18 protein-coding genes are annotated in these 22827 nt (G+C 63.2%); 9 read left to right on the plus strand and 9 right to left on the minus strand.

Translation table 11 applies throughout. The features are described 5' to 3' along the window. Positions 1–3: 3 nt before the first annotated feature. The 3 genes from V1293_RS34315 to V1293_RS34325 are packed head-to-tail and all read right to left on the minus strand — an operon-like array spanning position 4 to position 3079. On the minus strand, positions 4–828 hold the full coding sequence (locus V1293_RS34315; RefSeq protein ID WP_334516033.1) for a carbohydrate ABC transporter permease: 825 nt from the start codon (positions 826–828) through the stop codon (positions 4–6). Further along, complete coding sequence (locus tag V1293_RS34320; RefSeq protein WP_334516034.1) at positions 825–1757, minus strand: carbohydrate ABC transporter permease; 933 nt, start codon at positions 1755–1757, stop codon at positions 825–827. The genes V1293_RS34315 and V1293_RS34320 overlap by 4 nt, the downstream gene beginning before the upstream one ends. Beyond that, entirely contained in the window at positions 1754–3079 is a 1326-nt protein-coding gene (locus tag V1293_RS34325) for an ABC transporter substrate-binding protein (RefSeq protein ID WP_334516035.1), read from the minus strand. The genes V1293_RS34320 and V1293_RS34325 overlap by 4 nt, the downstream gene beginning before the upstream one ends. 240 nt (positions 3080–3319) lie before the next feature. Between V1293_RS34325 and V1293_RS34330 the strand changes: the two genes are divergently transcribed. Further along, positions 3320–4642: an LVIVD repeat-containing protein gene (locus V1293_RS34330; RefSeq protein ID WP_334516037.1), complete on the plus strand. Its 1323-nt coding sequence runs from the start codon at positions 3320–3322 to the stop codon at positions 4640–4642. A 27-nt stretch (positions 4643–4669) separates the two neighbouring features. On the opposite strand, the gene V1293_RS34335 is transcribed toward V1293_RS34330, so the two are convergent. Next, a complete protein-coding gene (locus tag V1293_RS34335; RefSeq protein WP_334516039.1) occupies positions 4670–5524 on the minus strand; it encodes a VOC family protein in 855 nt (284 codons plus the stop codon). Positions 5525–5598: 74 nt separating this feature from the next. Here V1293_RS34335 and V1293_RS34340 point away from each other — a divergent pair, with 74 nt between their 5' ends. Next, complete coding sequence (locus tag V1293_RS34340; RefSeq protein WP_334516040.1) at positions 5599–6903, plus strand: NAD(P)/FAD-dependent oxidoreductase; 1305 nt, start codon at positions 5599–5601, stop codon at positions 6901–6903. Positions 6904–7043: 140 nt separating this feature from the next. On the opposite strand, the gene V1293_RS34345 is transcribed toward V1293_RS34340, so the two are convergent. Genes V1293_RS34345 through V1293_RS34360 form a run of 4 tightly spaced genes read right to left on the minus strand, consistent with a single transcriptional unit; the run spans position 7044 to position 12122 of the window. Next, positions 7044–8675 carry an ABC transporter ATP-binding protein gene (locus V1293_RS34345; RefSeq protein WP_334516042.1) on the minus strand — a complete coding sequence of 544 codons (1632 nt, stop codon included), beginning with the start codon at positions 8673–8675 and terminating at the stop codon, positions 7044–7046. Next, positions 8672–9502 (minus strand): ABC transporter permease, encoded by an 831-nt coding sequence (locus V1293_RS34350; protein ID WP_334516044.1) that lies wholly within the window; start codon positions 9500–9502, stop codon positions 8672–8674. Before V1293_RS34350 ends, V1293_RS34345 begins: the two co-directional genes overlap by 4 nt. Positions 9503–9506: 4 nt before the next feature. Continuing rightward, positions 9507–10481, minus strand: coding sequence for an ABC transporter permease (locus tag V1293_RS34355; protein ID WP_334516045.1), 975 nt, complete (start codon positions 10479–10481; stop codon positions 9507–9509). A gap of 24 nt (positions 10482–10505) precedes the next feature. Next, a complete protein-coding gene (locus tag V1293_RS34360) occupies positions 10506–12122 on the minus strand; it encodes an ABC transporter substrate-binding protein (protein ID WP_334516047.1) in 1617 nt (538 codons plus the stop codon). A 427-nt stretch (positions 12123–12549) separates the two neighbouring features. Here V1293_RS34360 and V1293_RS34365 point away from each other — a divergent pair, with 427 nt between their 5' ends. After that, positions 12550–12849 carry an HU family DNA-binding protein gene (locus V1293_RS34365; RefSeq protein ID WP_057851696.1) on the plus strand — a complete coding sequence of 100 codons (300 nt, stop codon included), beginning with the start codon at positions 12550–12552 and terminating at the stop codon, positions 12847–12849. Positions 12850–13038: 189 nt separating this feature from the next. On the opposite strand, the gene V1293_RS34370 is transcribed toward V1293_RS34365, so the two are convergent. Beyond that, positions 13039–13818, minus strand: coding sequence for an SDR family oxidoreductase (locus V1293_RS34370; protein WP_334516049.1), 780 nt, complete (start codon positions 13816–13818; stop codon positions 13039–13041). Positions 13819–14133: 315 nt separating this feature from the next. On the opposite strand from V1293_RS34370, the gene V1293_RS34375 reads away from it, so the two are divergent. From V1293_RS34375 to V1293_RS34400, 6 genes are all read left to right on the plus strand, one after another. After that, a complete protein-coding gene (locus V1293_RS34375; protein WP_334516050.1) occupies positions 14134–14979 on the plus strand; it encodes a CmcJ/NvfI family oxidoreductase in 846 nt (281 codons plus the stop codon). A gap of 78 nt (positions 14980–15057) precedes the next feature. Beyond that, positions 15058–16290: an MFS transporter gene (locus tag V1293_RS34380; protein WP_334516052.1), complete on the plus strand. Its 1233-nt coding sequence runs from the start codon at positions 15058–15060 to the stop codon at positions 16288–16290. Positions 16291–16335: 45 nt separating this feature from the next. After that, positions 16336–18003: a hydantoinase B/oxoprolinase family protein gene (locus V1293_RS34385; RefSeq protein ID WP_334516054.1), complete on the plus strand. Its 1668-nt coding sequence runs from the start codon at positions 16336–16338 to the stop codon at positions 18001–18003. Next, positions 18000–20045 carry a hydantoinase/oxoprolinase family protein gene (locus V1293_RS34390; protein WP_334516056.1) on the plus strand — a complete coding sequence of 682 codons (2046 nt, stop codon included), beginning with the start codon at positions 18000–18002 and terminating at the stop codon, positions 20043–20045. The genes V1293_RS34385 and V1293_RS34390 overlap by 4 nt, the downstream gene beginning before the upstream one ends. 107 nt (positions 20046–20152) lie before the next feature. Continuing rightward, complete coding sequence (locus V1293_RS34395) at positions 20153–21373, plus strand: ABC transporter substrate-binding protein (protein ID WP_334516058.1); 1221 nt, start codon at positions 20153–20155, stop codon at positions 21371–21373. A gap of 253 nt (positions 21374–21626) precedes the next feature. Beyond that, positions 21627–22790: an IS4 family transposase gene (locus tag V1293_RS34400; protein ID WP_334516820.1), complete on the plus strand. Its 1164-nt coding sequence runs from the start codon at positions 21627–21629 to the stop codon at positions 22788–22790. Positions 22791–22827: the final 37 nt, after the last annotated feature.

The following is a 22827-nucleotide window of genomic DNA, read 5'->3' on the forward strand; positions in this document are numbered from 1 at the left end:
GGCCTACCCGCCCTTGACCGCACCCGCGGTCAACCCGGCAACGATCTGCCGCTGCGCCAGTACCGTCAGCAGCAGAACCGGAAACGTGACGATGAGGGCGGCCGCCGCCAGCGGCCCCCAGCTCAACTGGTCGAACGAGATCATGTTGTAGACGGCGACGGGAAGCGTACGCGTTTCCCGCCCCGCCAGCACGATGCCAAACACAAAGTTGTTCCAGGAGAAGATCACCGCGAGGATAAAGGCGACCGCCAGCCCAGGACGCGCGATCGGCAGCGCCACATGGCGGAACACCTGCCAGCGCGTGGCGCCGTCGATCAGTGCCGCTTCCTCGAGCTCCAGCGGCGTGGTCTCGAAATAACCGATCATGATCCAGATCACGATCGGCACCGTCACCACGAGATGGATGATGATCTGCGGCCACAGCGTGCCGAGCAATCCGAGCCACTGGAACAGCAGGAACAGCGGGATGAGATAGGACAGGCCCGGCGTGATGCGTGCGATCAGGATCACGATTGCGGATTTATGCGCAGCCATGCGCGCGATGCCGTAGCCGGCAGGCACGCCGACCAGCATCGCCAGAAATGTCGCGGTGCCCGTCACCAGCAGGCTGTTGACGAAGTAGGTCAGGAAGCGGTTGGACGCGAGTACGTCGGCATAATTCTTCCAGGCAATGCGCTCGGGGAAGAAGACCGGCGGGTAAGCCGCGTTGTCGACCTCGTATTTGAGCGACAGCGAGGCCATCCAGAGAAAGAACAGGATGGCCGGCGACACGATGATGAACACCGCAAACCACAGCCCGATCTTGCCGACGATCTGACGCATGCTCATGCGCCGCTCCCGATCTCGGTCCACATCGTGCGCTGGCGCAGATGCAACATGATGGCCGCGAGCGCCACGATGAGCAGGAAGAAGATGACCGCGATCGCCGATCCATAGCCGAGGTCGTAGTAGATGAAGGCGACGCTGTAGAGATAGAGATTAATGGTCTCCGACGCCGAACCAGGGCCGCCTTGAGTGATCGCAAAGATGATGTCAAAACTCTTCACCGCGTCGATCATGCGGATCATCCCGGCTATGAACAGGAATGGCGTGATCAGCGGCAGCGTGATGTAGCGGAACATCTGCCAGACGCCGGCGCCGTCGATTTGCGCGCTCTCATAGGGCTCGGTCGGGATTGCAGCCAGGCCGCCGAGCACGATCAGCATGACAAGCGGCGTCCATTGCCAGGTCTCGACCAGCACCAGCGACGGGATCACGGTGCCCGGGTGAAACACCCAGAGCTGCGGTGGCATGCCGACCAGCGACAGCAGGTAATTCAGCACGCCGAGCTGCGGATGGAACATCATGGTCCACACCAGCGCGATCGCAACAGGAGTTGCCATCATCGGCATGATGAAGACGCCGCGCAGGAAGCCGCGCGCGGGGAATTTGGCGTGAAACACCACGGCCGCGAACGTGCCGAAGATCAGCGGCAGCAGCACGGAGAGCGCGGTGTAAAGGATGGTATGCCACACGGCCTCGACGAAGCGGGGATCGCTCGGCAGCCGCACATAATTGGCGAACCCGACAAAGGTGGTCGGCGAGCCGACCTTCCACTGGTTGAGGCTCATCCAGATCGTGAATACCCAGGGAAACACGATCACGGCCAGCACGACGACCAGCGCCGGCACCACGAATGGCCAGTAGGACGGCGGCCGCCATTCGCGCTCCGGCGCGGCTTCCGCCGCGGCCGGAGTAGTCTGTGTCACAGCACTCACGCTTTTTCGCTGCGCTCCAGGATCGGCCGGAACTGCTCGTGGGCCTTCTTCAATTCAGCGGCCGGGTCGGCGCCGGCCAGCGTCGAGGTGATGGCTGCGCCAACGAGATCGCGGAATTCGGCGACCGGGATGATGACGGGAAGGCCGAGCTTGGAGATCTTGGCGGAATCGATCACCGACTTCAGCCACTCCGGCGGCATCTTCACGCCCTTCTGAATCTCGGGATCGTTGAGGATCGAGTTGCGGAACGGCACGCCGCCGCCGGCCTGCAACAGCCGCGCGCCTTGCGTCTTCGAGACCGCCCACTGGCACAGCAGATAGGCGGCTTCCTTGTTCTTGCTGGCCGCCGCGATGCCGAGGCCGTCGCCATAGGTCGCCGAATATTGTCCCTTCGGCCCCGCGGGTACGACGGTGTAGCCGACCTTGCCGACGATGCGCGAGGCGGCCGGGTCTTCCAGCGGCGGCGCCCAGCCGACGCCGTCGATCCACATCGCCGATCGACCTTGCGTGAACGACGCCATCGACTCCATCCAGTTGAAGCCGGCGACGCCGGGAGGCGCAACCTTGGTCAGCAGTGTCTGATAGAGCTTGGTTGCCTCGATCGCCTCGGGGCCATCGGTCAGGATGCCGCCCTTGCCGTCCAAAAATTCGCCGCCGTAATTGAGGAAGAAGTTGGTCCACAGCGTCATGTTGGCGTTGCGCAAGCCGCGACCGACGAAACCGAACGTACCTTCCTTGGCGTCGGTGAGTTTTTCGGCCGCCGCGACCATCTCGTCAAAGGTTTTGGGAACGGCGACGCCCTTCTTCTGGAACAGTTCCTTGTTGTAGTAGAGGATGAAGTAGTCGACCGACCACGGCAGCGACAGCATCTGCCCTTTGTCGTTCTTGGCGTATTGCAGGCCCGCGGCCGAGAAGTCGCTCTCGACGAGGTCGGGCGCGGTGAGGTTCGGGTCCTTCATGTAACCGGACATGTCGGCGAGCCAGCCGCCCTTTTCGAACTGCCGCTTCTGCACGTGATAGCTCAGATGAATGACGTCGAAGCTCGGCTTGCCCGAAGCGAGTTCGATGACTGCCTTCTGGCGCTGTTGCTGCTCGGGGATCTGCTCGGATTCGACCTGGATGCCCGTGAGTTCGGTGAATCCCTTGATGTACTTCTGCAGATTGTCACCACGCGGACCCTTGGCGAGGATCACCTCGAGCTTGGTGCCGGCATATTTCTTCCATTGTACCTCGGCCCGCGCCGGAAAGCCGGTGAGGCTGAGCGCGCCGGCCGCCGCCGTGCCGGCCAGAAGTGCGCGGCGCGAGATCGAACGGTTCTTCATTGTTGTTACACTCCCTGGAGGTCGGTTTTTTGTTGAGAGAATACTATCGCGTGGGCGGAGGCTGCATAGCCCTATTATACGGTATTTTGGCGAGAGCACTGACGTGAATGACCCGATGCGGAGATGGGATTGACAGTTTACGAACCAGCCTAAACGGGTTTAGCGTCGCCCAACTTTCTAAGGCCTGCATCACCGACTGCGGCTGGGAAAGACAGGCAGCTTACCAGGGGAGCAACGACCATGACCGAACTCTCGCGCCGCCAGCACCTCAGACAGCTCGGTGCGCTGGTTGGGACCGCCATGTCCGGTCTGTCTGCGCCCGCATTCTCTGCCGAAGCCGAAATTCCTCCGCAAGGAATCGGGAAGGGCATCAAGCACATTTCCTACAGCGACATCGGCGGCCGGCCCGATAGCGTACAAGTGATGGTCAACAAAAAACACGTTTACGTCGGGCACATGTTCAGCGACGGCGTCACCATTCTGGACGCGTCGGACCCGCGCAACCTGAAGCCCACAGGCTTCTTCACCGCCGGCCAGTACACGCGCACCCATCACTTGCAGGTTTCGGACGACCTGATGCTGCTCGCCAACGGCGCCAACATCGTGGCGATGCAATCCTACGACAGCATGCGGGGCTACTTCGAGAACAACCTGGCCGACAGCATCACCAACCGCAAGAAATTCCGGTCCGGCCTGTCCATCCACGATATCTCCAAGCCCAACGAAATGCGCGAAATAGCTTTCCTTGAAATGCCCGGCTTCGGGATCAACCGTCTGTGGTGGCCGGGAGGACGCTACGCCTATGTCTCGGCGCATTTCGACGGCTTCACCGACCACATCCTGTGCATTGTCGACCTGCAGAACGTAGCCAAGCCGGAGATCGTCTCCAAATGGTGGCTGCCCGGCATGAATCGCGCCGCAGGCGAGCCCGATTTGCCGAAAGGCAAGCGCGTCGCCCTGCATCACATGATCACGGCGGGCAACCGCGGTTATGCGGCGTGGCGTGACGGCGGATTCACCATCCATGATATCAGCGATCCCGCAAAGCCCACACTGATTTCGCGCATCAACTGGTCGCCGCCATTCCCGGGTGGAACGCATACACCTCTGCCCCTGCCCAAGCGGGGATTGGCGGTAGTGGCCGACGAGGCGAATGCCGAAAAATGTGCCAAGGGCCTGTTCCACACGTTCATTGTCGACGTTCGCGCTCCTGAAAATCCGGTGCCGATATCGACGCTACCGACACCTCGCGAACGCGATTTCTGCGCCATCGGCACGTTCGGGCCGCACAATTTGCACGAAAATCGGCCCGGTTCGTTCCAAAGCGAAGAGACGGTGTTCGCTACCTACAATACGGCAGGGGTGCGGGTGTTCGACATTAAGGATGCCTTCATGCCGAAGGAGGTTGCCTATTGGGTGCCGCCCACGCCCAAGAAGCTGGTAGATCCGAGGCCCAATATTTCGCTGGCCGCAAAGACCTGCGACGCTTACGTCACCCCGGAGGGACTGATGTATGTCAGCGACTGGAATGCCGGCATGCATGTGCTGGAATACGAAGGCTAGGCCAATTCCGCTCTCCGCATCGCCTGCCTACGCCTTGACGAACGCCAGCATCGTGCCGTTGCCTTCAGCCGGCGGCACCACAACGCCGCCTGCGCTGCGAACGCCGACCGCACCCAGCGCCTTCTCCGCCGCCGCGACATCGGCCGCGATGACCAGCCCCGCGCCGCCGCGTTCGGGCAATCCCGCCAGCGATACGCCGGGATAGCGCTTGCCAAGCTGATCTTTCGTGAGAAACACGAAATCCGCACGGTCGCCACCCGAGGGTACCGCGATCGCGCCATCGGGCTCGTTGCGAGTATCACGATCGATCAGCTTGGACATGTGCGCGGCCTCGTTGGCCGGCTCCGGCGCGACGATCAGCACCTGCTTCAAGCGCTTCGCGCCGTTGGCATGCCTCATCAGTTCGGGAATCCAGACCGTCTCGCGCGTCTTGTGCTGGCAGGCAAAGATACGCACGCCGCCCGGCGCTTCCACCGTCGGCCATTGAAAGGTCCGGAACCTGGCTTCGGATTCCGTACCATCAGGCAGCGTCACCGGCCGCTCGAAATCCGTCGGGCCAACGGGGATATAACCACGCGCGAGAATTTCTTCCGCGCCCCGCGCCGAATCCACGGCGGTGAAGGCGATACGCTCGATACCTTCACCGCTCTTTTCAAGGAACGCCCGCGCCGGCTCATTATGTTCCGTCGGCCTGAGCACGCCGAGCAATTCCATATAGTCAGGGTCGAACATGATGGTGTAATTGCCCGATCCCATATGGGCGCTGTGGGTGCCGCGCGGCGATACGGTGAAGCCCAGCCGCTTGTAGTTTTCGGCCGCCTTATCGAGATCCTTCACCATGACCACGGCGTGATCGATTCCGATGACGTTTTTGAGTGCCACTCTGTTATTTCCTCAGGGCTTGTCAGGGAGCTAAACTAAGCAGAACGACAAGGCGCCTGCAAGAAAGGATCACGATGAATACGAGCAACGTCCGCTGGCCCGATTCCCTATGGGCCGCGATGACGCCGTCGGGGCCTGAACTGCCCGAACTGACCGGCACACAGCAGGCGGATGTGATCGTAATCGGCGGCGGCTTTACCGGCCTCTCCACCGCGCTGCATCTGCGCGAGGCCGGCGTCGATGTGGCGATCGTCGAAGCCGCAGAGCCGGGCTGGGGTGCGTCGGGACGCAACAACGGCCAGGTGATCCCGACGCTGTCGCGGCCCGATCCGGAGGATATTGTCGCAAAACACGGCGAAGTGGGAGAACGTTTTGTCGGCATGCTGCGCGACAGTGCTTCCTGTCTGTTTGACGTGACAAGGCGCTACAACATCGACGCCGAGGGAGAACAGGCCGGCTGGGTGCAACCCGTGCATTCGCCTGGCCGCATCAAGATTGCCGAACGTCGCGTGCGGCAATGGTCAAAATTCGGCGCGCCCGTTGAATTGCTGTCGCGCGACCAGACGCGGGACATGCTTGGCTCCGACGCCTGGTTCGGCGGTTTCTGGAACAGGACCGGCGGCCACATCAATCCGCTCGCGCTCGCCCGTGGTCTCGCGCGCACCGTGCTCGGTCTCGGCGCCCGCATCTACGCGCGCTCGCCGGCCGAAAGTTTTGAGCGCCGCAACGACCGCTGGGTGGTCAAGACGGCGAAGGGCGAAATCTCCGGCCGCGCGCTTGTCATGGCGACCAACGCATATAGCGGTGAGTTCTCCAAATCGCTGGTGCCGCAGATTGCGCACGAGGTGATGCCGGTGCTGTCCTGGCAGATGGCGACGCAGCCTTTATCCGACAATGTCCGCAAGACCATCATTCCCGGCCGGCAGGCGATGTCGGACACCCATGGCGAACTCTATTTCGCGCGCTATGACGCGCGGAATCGTCTGGTCACCGGCGGCGCGGTGATCGGTCCCGGCAACAAGGTGGAGCGGATCAAGGCGCGCGTCACCGAGCGGCTGCAGCGGCTGTGGCCGCAGATCGGCGAGGTCTCGTTCGATTACGTCTGGAACGGCTATGTCGGCATGACCACCGATTTCCTGCCGCGCATCCACAAGCTTGGCCCCGATGCCTATGGCTGGACCGGCTGTAACGGCCGTGCGGTGGCATTGACGATTCCGCTCGGCAATGAACTCGCAAAGGCCGTCCGCGGCGTGCCCGAAAACGAGCTCGCGCTGCCGTTCACCGAGCCGGTGCCGATCGTCGCCCACGGCATCCTGCGCAAGCTGGCCCCGCTGATGCTGCTGGTCTATCGCCGCAGAGATGCGCGGGAGATGGCGTAGGGTTCTCCCTCTCCCCGTCCTTCACGGGGAGAGGGTCGGGGTGAGGGGCTCTCTCCGCGAGTTCAAAATCGAGTCGTGTGCGCGGAAGCAGCCCCTCTCCCCAACGCTCTCCCCTGCAAGAGGCGGGGAGAGGGAGCTTACTACACCGCCGCCGTATCGTGCTCGCGCGCAAATTCCCCGCCGGGAATCGAGTCGAGCAGCGCCCGCGTGTAAGCGTGCCGCGGGTTACCGAACACTTCGCCCGCGAGTCCATGCTCCACCACCGCACCATCCTTCATCACAGCAACGAGGTCGCAGATCTGTGCGGCGACGCGCAAATCATGCGTGATGAACACGATGGAAAGCCCCAGCCGCTGCCGCAGTTCCGCGAGCAGTTTCAGCACCTGCGCCTGCACGGAGACATCGAGCGCCGACACCGGCTCGTCCGCGACCAGCACGTCCGGCTTCAGCGCCAGTGCGCGGGCGAGGCCAATGCGTTGGCGCTGGCCGCCGGAGAATTCGTGCGGATAACGGTCGGCGGAGGAAGGGTCGAGCCCGACCAGCGAAAACAGTTCCTTCGCATCCGCAATCGCCTGTGCGCGCGGTGTGCCGTGAACGATGGGCCCTTGAGCCACCAGTTCGGCCGCCTTGCGGCGCGGATTGAGGGAGGCGAACGGGTCCTGAAACACCATCTGGATATGGCGCGTCTCGCGGCGGACTTTTTCGCTCGGCATCCTCGCCCAGTCGCTGCCATCGAGCACGATCGCGCCGGTGTCCGGATCGATCAGCCGCACGATGCAGCGCGCCAGTGTCGATTTGCCGGAGCCGGATTCGCCGACGATGCCGAGCGTCGCGCCACGCGGCAGCTTGAGCGAGACGTTCTTCACGGCCGGGGTTACGCGCGCGCCGCGGCCGAGAAAGCCGCCGGTTCGATAGGTTTTGGAGACATCCGAAATCGTGAGGATGGTGTCGGCCGCGAGCGCGCGGGGCGGCGGCGCCTTCAGCGGCGGCACGGCGGCGATGAGCTGTTTGGTGTAGGCGTGCTGCGGATGGTTGAGCACATCAGCGGCCATGCCGTGTTCGACGATGACGCCATGCTGCATCACCACCACGCGATCCGCGATCTCGGCGACGACGCCGAAATCATGGGTGATGAACATGACCGCCGTCCTGCGGCGCTGCTGCAGGTCGCGGATCAGTTTTAGAATTTGCGCTTGGGTCGTGACATCGAGGGCAGTAGTAGGCTCGTCGGCGATCAGCAGTTTTGGATCGAGCGCCAGTGCCATCGCGATCATGGCGCGCTGGCGCTGCCCGCCGGAGAGTTCGTGCGGATAGGCCTTCGCCGCAACCTTGGGATCGGGAATGCGGACGTCCGCGAGCAGGGCCAGTACCTTCGCGCCGATCTCGGCCTTCGACAATTCGGTATGGATCGAAAACATCTCGGCGATCTGGTCGCCGATGGTGCGGAGCGGGTTGAGCGCCGTCATCGGCTCCTGGAAGATCATGGCAATGCCGGCGCCGCGCACCTCGCGCATCTCGGCAAGAGATGCCGCGCAGAGATCGCGGCCTTCGAACAGTGCCCGACCGCCGTCGATCGTCACTTCATTGGGCAACAGTCGCATGACGGCATTCGCCATCATCGACTTGCCGGAGCCGGATTCGCCGACCACGCAGAGGATCTCGTTCGAAGCGATCTCCAGCGACACATCCCTGAGCGCATGCGTCCGGTCCGCGCCGCGGGGCAGGCGGACGCTCAGGCGATCGAGCGTAAGGATGGTTTCGGTCTCGCTCATCGGCCCTTGAGCCTCGGATTGAGCGCGTCGTTGAGGCCCTGGCCGACCAGCGACACCGCCAGCACGGTGACGAGGATGGCAACGCCGGGGATCGCCGAGACGTACCATTGCACCCGCAGCACGTCGCGGCCGAGGCCGATCAAATTGCCCCATGACGCGACATTGGGATCGGATAGCCGCAGGAAGGCCAGCGCGCTTTCCAGCAGGATCGAGACCGCCATGACGACGCTGGCGTAGACGATGACCGGCGGCAGCGCGTTGGGCAGAATCTCGCCAAAGATGAGCTGGATGTTCTTCATCCCGAGCGTCCGCCCGGCCTGGACGAATTCGCGGTTACGCAATGACAGGAATTCGGCGCGGGTCAGCCGCGCCGGCGCTGGCCATGACACCACGCCGACCGCGATGGTGACGGTGGTGAGCGTCGAGCCGAACACGGCGACCAGCACCAGCAGCAGCACGAAATTCGGCAGCGTCTGGAACGCCTCGGTAACCCGCATCAAGACATTGTCGACCCAGCCGCCGTAATAGCCGGCGAAGGCGCCGACGAGGATGCCGATCAGGATCGCGATTGCGGTCGCGACGCCGCCGATCAGCAGCGATATCCGCGCGCCGTAGAAAATCTGGGCTGCGATATCGCGCCCGGAATTGTCGGTGCCGAGCAGGAAGCGTGGATTGGAGAACGGCCAGATCAGGGGGCGGCCGGCGAGCGCCAGCGGATCGCGCGGATAGAACCAGCCGGCCGAGATCGCCATGGCGATCACGACCAGCAGCAGGATCAGGCCAGCGACCGCCGCGGGGCTTCTGAAATAGCGCTTGACCGCATCCATCGCTTCAACCCGCCGTGATGCGCGGATCGAGCCGCGCATAGATGAGATCGACGACGAAGTTAACGGTGATGACGAGCAGCGCAGAGACGAATACGATGCCGAGCAGCGTATTGAGGTCGCGCTGCACCACCGATTCATAGGCGAGGCGCCCGAGGCCCGGCAGCGAGAACACGCTTTCGACCACGACCGATCCGCCCAGCATGGTGCCGGCTTGCAGCCCGATCAGCGTCACCATTGGCAGCAGCGCGTTGCGCAAAACATGCCGCGTTACCACGCGCGTCTCGTCGAGGCCTTTGGCGCGCGCGGTCCGGACATAATCGAGATTGAGCACTTCCAGCATCGAGGCGCGCATGATGCGCAGGTAAATCGCCAGAAAGATCAGCCCCAGCGTCAGCGTCGGCAGCACCAGATGGCCGGCGATGTCCAACACGCGCCAGATGCCGGTTCGCACCGTGCCGATGTCCTCGAAGCCGCCGGGCGGCAGCCATTGCAGATAGACCGAGAACACGACAATGGCCATCAATCCGAACCAGAACGAGGGCGTCGCATAGAAGATCAGGCCCAGGGTGGAGATCAGCGTATCCGGCCAGCGGTTGACACCGCGGGCGGCGATCACGCCGAACACGAGCCCAAAGAAGAATGCAAAGGACAGCGACGCGGTCATCAGCAGGATGGTCGGCGGCAGCCGTTCCAGGATGACCGACGCCACCGGCTTGCCGTAGATCGAGGAAAAACCGAGATCGAGCCGCACCAGCCGCCAGAGGTAGTTGCCGAGTTGCGCGGGAATCGAGAGGTCGAGCCCGTAGAATTTGCGCAGCTCCCTGGCGGTCGCGGCATCGCCGCCGCCCATCTGCGCCATCATGGCGTCGACGGTATCGCCCGGCGCGAACTGCAGCAGCAGGAACACGCCGATCAGGATCAGGATAAGGGTCGGGATCGAAGCGGCAAGCCGCCGCCCCGCAAGGCCAAGGATGCGCATAGACCTATCTTGGCGGATATCGGTTTAAGCCGAAAGCCAAAGATCGTGCCAGCTCGTCGAGCCCCAGCGCGGGGTGTTGGAGTGGTTGCGCGCTTTCGCCGTGATCGTGGTGACGAAAATCTGCTCGATCGGCATCCAGACCGGCAGCTCCGTATTCACCTCCTTGACGAACTGGGCGTAGAGCGCCTTGCGCTTGGCCGGGTCGACCTCGGTGGCGGCATCATCGATGGTCTTGTCGACGTTCTTGTCCTCCCAGCCCCACTGGTTGGTCCAGGGCGCGCCCTTGGGCTGGCCCGAGCGATACCAGACCGTGGTCGAGACGGCGGGATCGTTGCGGTACTGGTGCCAGCCGGTGGCGAGATCGAAGGCGTGGTCGTCATAGACCTGCTTGAGGAAGCCGCCGCCGTCGTTGCGCACGATATCGACGGGGATGCCGATTTCGCCCAGTGACTGCTGGATGAAGGTCGACCACAGCGAGATGTCCTCGCCCCACGGCGCGGGCAGCAGTTTCAGTGAGAAGCGCGTGCCGCCACGGGCTGCCTTGAAGCCGGCCTCGTCGAGCAGCGCTGCGGCCTTGGCCTTGTCGTAAGGGTATTGCGGCGTGTTCGGTCCGGGATAGAAATCCGTCGAGGTCGACGGGATCGGGCCGGTGCCGAGCTTGGCGAAATCGCCGAGGAAATTGTCGATGAAGAACGGCACATTGATCGCATGCGCGATCGCGCGGCGAACCCTGATGTCGGACAATTCCTTGCGGCGGAAGTTGAACTCGAGCGTGTTGGTGCGGGCATTGCCTTCGTTGCCCTTGGTCGAAACGATGAAGCGCTTGTCCTTGCCGAGCCGCGCCAGGTCCGAGATCGTCAGCCCGGAGAACGGCGAGTAATGCAGCTCGCCGGCCTCCATCTGTGCCGCAGCTGCAGCGCGGTCGGTGATCACGCGCCAGACGATGCGATCGAGATAGGGCGCGTTGGGGCGCCAATAGTCCGGGTTACGGTCGGCGATGACATATTGTCCGCGCTCATATTTGACAAACTTGAACGGGCCGGTGCCGACGGGGGCGAGGTTGGTCGGGTTCTGCCGGATATCGCCGCTCTCATAAAGGTGCTTGGCCGAGACATAGCCGAGGTCGGGCAGGGCGCGGAGCAACAGGTTCAGCGGCATCGGGCGCTCGTACTTGAAGATCGCGGTCTCGGCGTCCGGCGTCTCGACCGCGGTGAGGAAGAGCTGCAGCGTCGATCCGTAGTTGAGGATCTTCTTCCACATGTTCATGGCGGTGAATTCGACGTCGGCCGAGGTGAACGGCTTGCCGTCGTGCCAGCTGATACCCTTGCGCAGCTTGAATGTTACGGTCTTGCCGTCGGGCGAGGCTTCCCAGCTTTCGGCGAGCACGCCGACCGGCTGGCCGTTGGCGTCGAGATCGACGAGATTTTCCTGGATCTTGCCGCCGATGATGTAGACTCCGGTGGAGGCCTGAATGCTCGGATTGAGCTGGCGCTGCTCGGCGCCGTAATGGACGTTGAACACGCCGCCCTTGCGCGGCGTCTCCTGCGCAAAGGCCCGCATCGGATTGATCACGTTGGCCGCAATCGCCGCTGACGTCAGCAGCGCGGTGCGGCGATTGATCTCAAGGCGCGTCAAATCCATGCGAAGTCTCCGGAGCTGATATTGATGGCGAACCGTTCAGGCGCCCGCCTTGAGGATGGGTTTTACGATGGAACGGGAACGCGAGTCATTTTCTAATCGTCGCGGGAGTCGGAAAATCCTTCCTGAAAACAACGTGCTCAGCGCGTCATCGGCCTGCTTGTTTTTTCGCTGGGGAGCGAAATCAAGGCTCGCGTGAATAGAGGCACGGGCCGCCCCGCAGTCTGAGATTGCCCGGGAAGAGGCCCTCCGGAGCGGCGGATTCCCCCTAAAAATAGGCTCCGCACAGCTTCGGAGGCCTAAAAACCAGCCAAAATTGGACGAATCAGTTCAACTCGACTAGCGAGATAGTTGTGCAGAATGTCGGAAACCCTGTTTTTTAGGCGGTTTCCGCCATATCGTCGCCTGTGCCAGAATCAATGGAGCAACCATGGCCACCCAAATGTCTAAGTCGCAGTTGATCGAAAAGATCGCGACCACCACCGAAGTCTCGAAGAAGGAAGTCAAGAACGTGATGGACACGCTCGTTGACGTTGGCCACAAGGAGCTGAAGAAGAACGGGGTGTTCCTCGTCCCCGGCTTCGCGAAGTTCGTCGTGGTCAAGAAGCCCGCGACCAAGGCTCGTAAGGGCACCAACCCCTTCACGGGCGAGGAAATGATGTTCAAGGCCAAGCCGGCCCGCAAGATCGTCCGGGCCCGCCCGGTCAAGGCTGCCAAGGACGCGGTCTAAGAATCTCTCTCTCTCCCCGTTCTTCACGGGGAGAGGGTTGGGGTGAGGGGCTGCCTCCGCAACCTCGCTAAGAGAGGTACTCGCGGAGAGTCCCCCCTCACCCGAAATTCGCTAGCGCGAATTTCGACCTCTCCCCGCAGGCGGGGCGAGGTGATCTGAACACGCCGCGCCTTCAGCGCCAATGCCTCCTTACACCACCGGCGAACGGCCGCCATCGACATTGATGGCCGTGCCGGTGATGAACGATCCCTGCTCGGAGGCGAGGAAGCAGGCCAGATTGGCGAATTCCTCCGCCGTGCCGATGCGCCCCAGGGGCGTGCCCTTGGCGAGGTTTTTCGCAAACATTTCGAAATCCATGTCCGGCGCCTGCGCGGCGTGCCGCTTCACCCATTGATCGCTCATGATCAGGCCGACCAGCATGGCATTGACCAGGATGTTGTGCTCGCCGCCTTCGCTCGCCATCACCTTGGTCAGCGCCATGCCGGCCGCCCGCGATACCGAAGTGGGGGCCGAGGATGCCGCCGGCGCCTTGGCGTAGGTGTTGAGCACGTTGATGATGCGGCCCCATTTGCGCGCCTTCATGCCCGGCCAGACCAGCCGGGAGAAGCGGATCGCGGCAAACAGTTTGAGGTCGAGGTCTTCCTGCCAGGCTTCATCACTGATGTTCTCGAACGCCATCGTCCGCGCCGTGCCGGCATTGTTGACGAGGATGTCGACCGGGCCGAGATCGGCTGTGATCTTGTCGTGCGCCTTGGCAATGTCCGATGCCTTCGAGACGTCGCAGACATAGTCGCGAATCTCGAGGCCGTCCTTGGCCAGCAGCTCCCGCGCGGCCTTGAGGTCGGCCGCGCTGCGCGCGAGGATCGCGACCTTGGCGCCGGAGGCTGCGAACTGCCTTGCAACGGCGAGCCCAATCCCCTTGCTGCCGCCAGTGACGGCGGCGACGCGATCTTTCATTGTGACTTGCATGGTGTTCTCCCGGTCGCGGTCTTCCGTGCCGCTGGATGGGCCGACGCCTATGATCGGCCGATTATGCCATCATGGTTCCGCGGGCCGGCATGATCAAGCCGCCTGCAGATGAGGGCAGGTAACGCGCCGCTCGCGGGCGATGACGAGCCCGTGAATGCTGGAAATGCCGTGCGGTTCGGCAGGCGTCCCGGAAAAGGATTTTTCCCGTTTGCCGCCGCCGGGAATGGCATCGTTGCTATTTTCACCACGGGCTTGTGGCGATCGGTGGCCGGACCAAGATCAAACAGAACAAACAATGGAGTCCAGGAGACCACCATGGGCCTGCAGCAAGCAAAACTCGAATCGCTCCCCTTCGTCACCGCCGAGCTGAACTATCTCGCGCCGACTCCGGGAAAGCCCCGCACCTACGCCTTCGATCCGCCGCCGGGTGAACCCAAATCCACCGCGCTGCCTGAACCGCACAACGTTCCGATCTTCGACGCGCGCCTGATCGCCGGCAACCTCTCTCTGGACCGCGAGGGTTTTGCGCTGGTCCGCCATCCCACCATCGTCAAGGATTTCTACGACGACAAGGAAGTGAAAGGCGTCTACTACCCCGCCGTGGAGGCCTTCCTCAAGGCAACGTTGAAAGCCGACCGCGTCTTCATCTTCGACCACACCGTGCGCAAGCGCGTCGACGGCGCCGCAGATATCCGGGGCGCCGGCCCGCGCCAGCCGGCCACGCGCGTCCATGTCGACCAGACCGACATCTCCGGGGCCAATCGCGTGCACGAGCATCTTCCGGATCAAGCCGATGAACTCCTGAAGGGACGCGTGCAGGTGATCAATGTGTGGCGGCCGATCCGCGGACCCTTGCGCGATGCGCCGCTTGCAATGTGCGACGGCCAGACCGTCGAGGCGAGCGATCTCGTGGCCTCCGACCTGATCTATCCGAACCGCAGCGGCGAAACCTATTCCGTCAAATACAACCCGAACCATCGCTGGTACTACATCCCGGAAATGCGGACCGACGAGGCGTTGCTCCTGAAGTGCTACGATTCCGCAACCGACGGCCGCACGCGGTTCGGGCCGCATACCGCCTTCATCGATCCGACCACGCCGGCCGACGCAGCCCCGCGCGAGAGCATCGAACTGCGGACACTGGTGTTCCAGCGGAACTGATCGTCGCTATCAGCCGGATTCGCGTTCCCACCTTATTGGTGATACCTCGCCCCAAACAGTTTTGGGGCGAGACGGCTCATGGACGGCAAGGCCGATGGCGCGGATACCAACATCCGCGCACTGATTTTTGCGCTTCTGGCGCTGGCCTGCGGCCACATGCTGTCGACGCTGCTGCGGACCATTCCGGCGATTAGCCTCGACGTGATGGCGGCCGACTTCCGCACCGCCCCGCAGACGCTGGCGAGCCTGACCTCGGTCTATCATTTCGCCTTCGCCGCCTCGCAAATTCCGGTCGGCGCCGCGATGGATCGCTTCGGCGTGCGCCCGGTTTCGCTGAGCCTGCTCGCGGGAACGATTGTCGGCGCGCTGGCGTCGGGCCTAGCCACCGGGCCGGAAGGGTTTCTGTTCGGGCAATTCCTGCTCGGCGTCGCCACGTCGGGCATGCTGATGTGCCCGATGACGCTGGCCGCCAAGCAGATGTCGGCGGCGCGGTTCGGCCTGTGGTCCGGGATCATCCTGTCGATCGGCAATATCGGCATGCTGCTGTCGGCGAGCCCGCTCGCCTTTGTCGTCGAACACTGGGGATGGCGCGCGGGATTCTGGATCTCCGCTGGATTCGGCGCCGTGGTGGCGGCTGCGGTGTTCGCGCTGGTTCCGAAACAGCCGGCTGCGCATGCCGATGATTCCTCGCCGTTGTCGCAAATGGCCGATGTGCTTCGCATCGGGCTGTCACGACCGCTTCGCGGCTTGATCGCGCTGTCGCTGGTCTCGCTGGCGGCCTCGCTGGTGTTGCGCGGATTGTGGGGCGGGCCCTGGCTGATGGAGATCAAGGGGCTCAGCCGCATCGAAGCCGGCAACGAGCTCGGCCTGTTCACGCTCGCCTTGATCGTTGGTCCCCTGTTGATCGGGATCCTCGACCGCAACATCGGCCATCGCCGCGAGGTGCTGGCATCAGCCCATTCCTTCGCGGCCCTGCTGCTCGCGCTGATGGCAGCGGGCGCGCCGCATTATCCGTTGTCGGAACTGTTCGGGGCTACGGTGATGCCGCCGCGATTTGACGGCGTGATGCTGGTGCTGATCGGCATCGTCATATCGGCGCAGCCCTTGCTTTACGGCATGACGCGGCAACTGGTGGACGCGCAAAACGCCGGCAAGGCGCTGTCGGCGATCAACCTCGCGTTTTTCCTGGGTGCGGCGTTGATGCAATCGTCAACCGGTGTGGTTGCGGCGGTCTTGGGATTGCCAGCGGTGCTCCTGTTCATGGCGGCGGCCTTGATCGTGGGGACGATCGTGTTTTTGATGTATACGTAAACCCTCGGCCTCGCTCCGATAGCGCCAAAACAAGAACGGGTAACAATGTCCGCCAAGATCGACCCTATCACGCGATCCGTCGTCCAGCACCGCCTCAGTTCGATCGTGAAGGAGATGGGCGAGGCAATGCTTCGCACCTCCTATTCGCAGATCCTCAATTCCAGCCGCGATTTTTCGCTGGCGATCTGCGACACCAGCGCCCGCCTGATCGCGCAGGCCGATCACCTTCCGGTTCATGTCGGCGCGCTGCCCTGGGCGACGCTCGCGGTCGAGGAGCGGTTCAAGGACGTGCAGCAAGGCGACGTCATCCTGCTCAACGATCCCTATCATGGCGGCAGCCATCTGCCCGACTTGACCGCCTTCGTCCCGGTCTTCGCCGGCGACAAGCGCCTGCTCTGGACCATCGTGCGCGCACATCAGAGCGATATCGGCGGCGCCACCCATGGCGCCTATAATCCCGCCGCCACCGAGATCTATCAGGAAGGCCTGCGCGTCCCGCCGATCAAGCTCTATGAGGCCGGCAAGCTGCGCGACGATCTGCTCGATCTGTTGGCGCTGAACATCCGCAACCCCCGAGAATTCCGCGGCGACCTCGCAGCCATGCTCGGCGCGGCCCATCTCGGCGAGCGGCGGCTGTCGCGGCTGTTTGCCGAATTCGGCGCACCGGTGGTGGAAGCCGCCATGGAAGCCATCCTCGATGCGACGGAGCAGCAGACCCGCGCCGTGGTTTCGACCTGGAAGGACGGCGTGTTTTACGGCGAGGCGTTTCTCGACGATGACGGCCACGGCCGCACCGACATCCGCATCGCCGCGAAGGTGACCAAGAAGGGCAGCGACGTCGAGATCGACCTCTCGAAGTCCGACCCGCAATCGACCAGCTTTGTGAATTCCTCGCACGCCAACATGCAGGCGGCGGTGGCGATGGCGTTTGCCTACCTGATCGACGCGGAAATCCCGAAGAACACGGGCGCGCTGCGCCCGCTGAAGGTCGTTGCAAAACAAGGCACAGTGGTGTGGGCCGATCCGGGCCGGCCGGTGACGCTGTGCACCAGTCATCCCTCGAATGAAATCGTGGAAGCCATCGTGAAGGCGCTGTCGGCGTCTTGTCCGGAGCGCGCGATGGCGGGCTGGAGCCGCCGGTTCCGGATCGCGATCCAGGGCGAAGACCCGCGTACGGGAAAGAATTTCATCTGGCATCTGTTCCAGGCGCGCCCGGGCGGCGGTGCATCGTCCCGCGGCGACGGCTGGTCTTCGATCGGCGAATGGCACTCGGTCGGTGGGCTGAAATTCGGCAGCCTCGAAGTCGCCGAGGTGCGCTTTCCCCTGCATTTCCGCACGCATGAATTCCGCCCCGGCTCCGGCGGCGACGGCCAGCATCGCGGCGGCCTTGGCGTGTCGCTCGATCTGGTGCTGGAGACGGAGAAGGTCGCAAAAGGCAACACCGCGGGCGACGGCGCGCGCCACGGTCCCTGCGGCATGCTCGGCGGCGAGGACGGCAAGCCGCATCATTATCGCTTGCTGTCCGAGGGCCGCGAGCCGCGGGTGCTCCGCACCAAGGAAGTCGGCATCGAACTGCGCCCCGGCGATTGCCTCGAAATCCGTTCCTCCGGCGGTGGCGGCTGGGGGCCGCCTGAAAAGCGATCGGCGGAGGCGCGCCGGCACGATCGCGAGCAGGGCCTGACGGACGTCGCGGCAGAGCAGGCGTCCTCATGATGTTCAGGATTGGCGTTGACGTCGGCGGGACCTACACCGATCTCGTGGCCACCGACGAGAGCGGGCGCACCGTCTTTGCGAAATCGCCCTCCACGCCGGCGGATCAGTCGCTCGGTGTGATGGCGGGGCTGGAAGAATTGGCGCGTCGTCTCAACGTGACGCGCGCGGAAATGCTCACCGCGACCGACCGGCTGGTTCACGGCACCACGGTTGCGACCAATGCGCTGCTGGAGCGCAAGGGCGCAAAAGTCGCACTGCTCACCACGGAAGGCCACCGCGACGTCATCGAGATGCGCGAGGGCCTCAAGCCTGATCGTTACGACCTGCGCTCGCCACCGCCGGAACCGCTGGTGCCGCGCGAACGGCGTTTTGGTGTCAGAGAGCGGCTCAAGGCGAACGGCGACGTGCTGATTCCGCTCGATGCAAAATCGCTCGACGACGCCATTTCCGGCATCGGGCAATCAGGCGCGACTTCGGTCGCCGTGTGCTTCCTGCATTCCTATCTCAATCCCCTCCACGAACTTGCCGCCGTCGAACGGTTGAAGCAGGCGCTGCCCGGCGTCAGCATCTCGCGCTCGAGCGACGTGCTGCCGCAGATCAAGGAATATGAGCGCGTCTCGACCACGATCGTGAACGCCTATGTCGAGCCGGTCGTGCGGCGCTATCTGACCAATCTCGAAACGCGGCTTGCCGAGGCGGGCTTCAAAGGCAGTCTCTTCGTCGTGCTGTCGCATGGCGGCATGGCGCCCGTCGAAGAGGCCTCAAGGCTTGCGGCCGGTACCGTGCTCTCGGGACCTGCGGGTGGCATGTCCGGCGGGCGGCGCTGTTCTGATCTGGTCGGCATTCCCGATCTGGTGCCGTTCGACATGGGCGGCACCTCGACCGACATCTCGCTGATCTCAGGCGGGCAGGCGTCGCTGTCCGCTGACGGCATGCTCGCGGGCCAGCGCATCGCGCTGCGCAGCCTCGATATCGCGAGCATTGCGGCGGGCGGCGGCTCGATCGCCAGCGTCGACGCCAGCCGCACGCTGCGGGTGGGGCCGGAAAGCGCAGGCTCGGTGCCGGGCCCGGCCTGCTACGGCAATGGCGGGCAGGCCGCGACCGTCACCGACGCCAATGTTGTGCTCGGCTATCTCGATGCGGCCGCCTTCATGGGCGGAAAACGCCCGCTTGATCGCGCCGCCTCGGAAGCCGCCGTCGACCGCATCGCCAAGGCGATGGAGCTACAGCGCGTCGAGGCCGCCGCCGGCATCTACCGCATGATCAACCTGAACATGGCCGACGGCATTCGCCTGATGACGCTGCGCCGCGGCGTCGATCCGCGAAAATTCGCGCTCTTGAGTTTCGGCGGCGCGGCGGGCCTGCACGCGGCGGAAGTGGCCCGCGAACTCGAGATCAAGCGCATCATCGTGCCGACAGTGGCCTCGGTGCTGTCGGCCTGGGGCATGCTGACCAGCGATCTCCGCTACGAGGTCAGCCGCACCCATTACGGCGCCGGCACGCGCATCACCGCCGACGAAGTGCGCGAGCTCTTTGCCGGGCTGGAGCAGCAGGCCGCCGGCCGGCTGCTTTCCTGGTTCAACGGGAAGATTGCAATCGAGCGCTCCGCCGAGATGCGCTATGGCGAGCAGATCTTCGAGATCGACGTATCGCTCGACGGCCTCGACTGGAACGCCGCCGACCTCGTCGAGCGGATCGAAGACCGCTTTCACGTCAGGCACGAGGAATTGTATACCTACGCCTCGCGCGGCCAGGAAGTGGTGTTCGTCAACGCCCGCGTCGCCGCGGTCGGCGAGGTGGCGCGGCTTGATTCAGATGCAAAGCCCGCGTCGTCGTCGGGCGGCTGCACGCCGCGCAGCCAGCGGCAAGCCTTCCTCGGAGGTTGGCGCGCCGTACCGGTCTACGCGCTCGACGAACTCCGGCCGGGTCACACCCTTGCTGGTCCTGCCATCATCGAGGCCGAGACCACGACAGTGCTGGTAGATACCGGCGATCGCGTGACGGTCAATGCGTTGGGTTGGCTGGATATTTCGCTGCGATGATCGCGGGTGCCAACATTTGATTTCAACAGCCCGTTTTCGGCGCTATTATCGCGATCGCTGGGTAGGCGTCACAAGCTCCCGCGAGCTTGGCGTTCGAGGCCGCGTCGATGAAAACAATAATAAGTTCGCTGCTACCAGCTCTCTTCGCCGCATTATTGTTGGCCACCCTGCAGCCGATCCAGGCCGCCGGCGTGACCGACACCGAAATCCGCATCGGCAACATCATGCCCTATACCGGGCCGCTGGCCGCGTTTGCTTCGATCGGAAGGGCGGAGGCCGCCTATTTCGACATGATCAACGAGCGCGGCGGCATCAATGGGCGCCAGATCAAATTCATCTCGCGCGACGACAGCTCAAATCCACGAACAGCGGTCGAGCACACAAGTGAATTGGTCGAGCAGGAGCGCGTGCATCTGATGTTCGGATCGTTCGGCACGCCGAGCAATCTGGCGACGCGGGCCTATCTCAACGAGAGGAATATCCCCCAGCTCTTTGTCGCTTCCGGCGACGAGGAGTGGGCGCATCCGAAGCGATATCCGTGGACGATGGGCTGGCAGCCGACATTTCACGCCGAGGGCCGCATCTACGCTAATTACATCCAGGCCGCCTATCCCAGCCGGAAGATCGCGGTGCTCTGGCAGAACGATCAGTTCGGCCGCGATCTGTTCCGGGGATTGCAGGAGGGGCTCGGCCTCACCGCCAGCATGATCGTGGCCGACATCGCTATCGAGGCTGATATGTCGATCGATACCCAGGTCGAAATCCTGAAGAACTCCGGCGCCGAGGTGCTCGTGCTCAATTGCACGCCGCCGATCTCGGCGCGCGCCATCCGCAGAGCGGCCGAACTGGGCTGGCATCCACAATTGTTGCTGGTCAACGCGGCGGCTTCGATCGCGAACGCGCTGAGGCCGGCGGGGCTTCAGAACGCCGTCGGTGTGATCTCCACCTCGTTCCTGAAGGACGCCAGCGACACCGCGTGGAAGGAAGATCCTGCCATCAAGGAATGGCTCGCGTTCATGGACAGGTATTATCCCGATGGCGACAAGGAAGATGGCAACGCCATCTTCGGCTACGCGGCGGCGGCAACGCTGGTTCAGGTCTTGACCCAGTGCGGCGACGACCTGTCGCGCGAGAATATCATGCGGCAGGCGGCGTCGCTCAGGAATTACCAGAGCCCCATCGCGCTGCCAGGAATTGCAATCAACACCGGCCCGGCCGACTTCCATCCGATCAAGCAGATGCGGCTGGTGCAGTTCGACGGCAGCTCCTGGCAGCCGATCGGCGACGTGATCGAAAGCGCGTTCGCGGGAGCGCCGAATGATAATTGAACTCGGCACTTCTCCCTCGCCCCGCTCTTGCGGGGAGAGGGCAGGGGTGAGGGGCTGTCTCCTCAAACACGGTGGCAGTTGAGTTCGTGGAGAGTCCCCCCTCACCCGGAATTCAAGCTGCGCTTGAATTCCGACCTCTCCCCGCGCGCGCAGCGCTGTCCGGGGAATGATTCACTATGCCGCAGCGCATGCCCGGCAAATCCAGCGTGAGCCGGATACTTTCTGGTTGTCGAGACTCAGAAAGGGGCCGGGCATGCGCTGCGTAAATAGCATCTTTGGGGAGCTTCTCAAACCGATCGATCGGCGGCAATTTCGCGGGATTGTGGAGAAGCATGACGGCGACGCCTACGACAAGTCATTCAAAAGCTGGGATCATTTGGTGACGCTCGTCGGAGCCCAGCTAGGCCAGGTGATGAGTCTGCGCGCGGTCGAAGGCGCTTTCAATGCCAACAGCCATCAGCATTATCATCTTGGTGTGGGCCGGGTTGCTCGTTCGACGCTTTCGGATGCGAATGCGCGGCGCCCGGTTGGCGTTTTTGCGGAGACCTTCGCCATGCTGGCGGAGAAGGCTGATCGACATACGCGGGTGGAGGGAGCCGAGATGGTTCGGCTGATCGACTCGAGCCCGGTTCCGTTGGGCAAGGTGTGCAAATGGGCTGAATGGAATGGTCGCATCCGCGGCATGAAGATGCATACGGTCTACGAACCGGACGGCAAGTGCCCCCGCTGCGTCGAGATTACGCCGGCGACCGTCAACGACGTCGAGATCGGCCGCCAAACCGAACTCGAAGCCGGCGTGACTTACGTGTTCGACAAAGGCTATTACCACTTCGGCTGGTGGAAGAAGATCAATGATACCGGGGCTTTCTTCGTCACACGCACCAAGGTGAGCACGCGCTTGCGCAAGTCGAAGTCCCGGTATGTCCGCAAGACCATCGGCGACGGTTTCAAAATCATCAACGATGCCGATGTCGCGCTTGCGAGCAAAGGCGATTCCAGTCTTCCGATTCCGTTGCGCCGCATCAAAGTCAGGCGCGACAAAGGTGGAGTGATCACGCTCATCACCAACGATCTCGAACGCACAGCCGTCGAGATTGCGGCACTCTATAAGAGCCGTTGGCAGATCGAGCTTTTGTTCCGTTGGATCAAGCAGCATCTCAATCTTCGCAAGTTCATGGCCAAAAACGACAACGCAATCCGTCTGCAGATCCTCGCCGCGATGATCGCATATCTGCTTCTGCGCCTCGCCCGGCGATTGAATTCCTTGAAAATGCTGGACTTGCGCTTCGCCGAGTTGGTCTGCCAACGCCTGTTCATGCGAAGTCACATCGCAAAAATTGACAAACCTCCGCCGGTCAACCCGAGCAAGCCGAAGCCCAGGTTTTCTGCCGATCAACTGGGATTCTGCTATGAGTGATTTTTCCCCGGACAGCCCTGCCGCGCGCGGGGCGAGG

The sequence above is a fragment of the Bradyrhizobium sp. AZCC 1693 genome (assembly GCF_036924745.1).
Classification (GTDB): Bacteria; Pseudomonadota; Alphaproteobacteria; order Rhizobiales; family Xanthobacteraceae; genus Bradyrhizobium.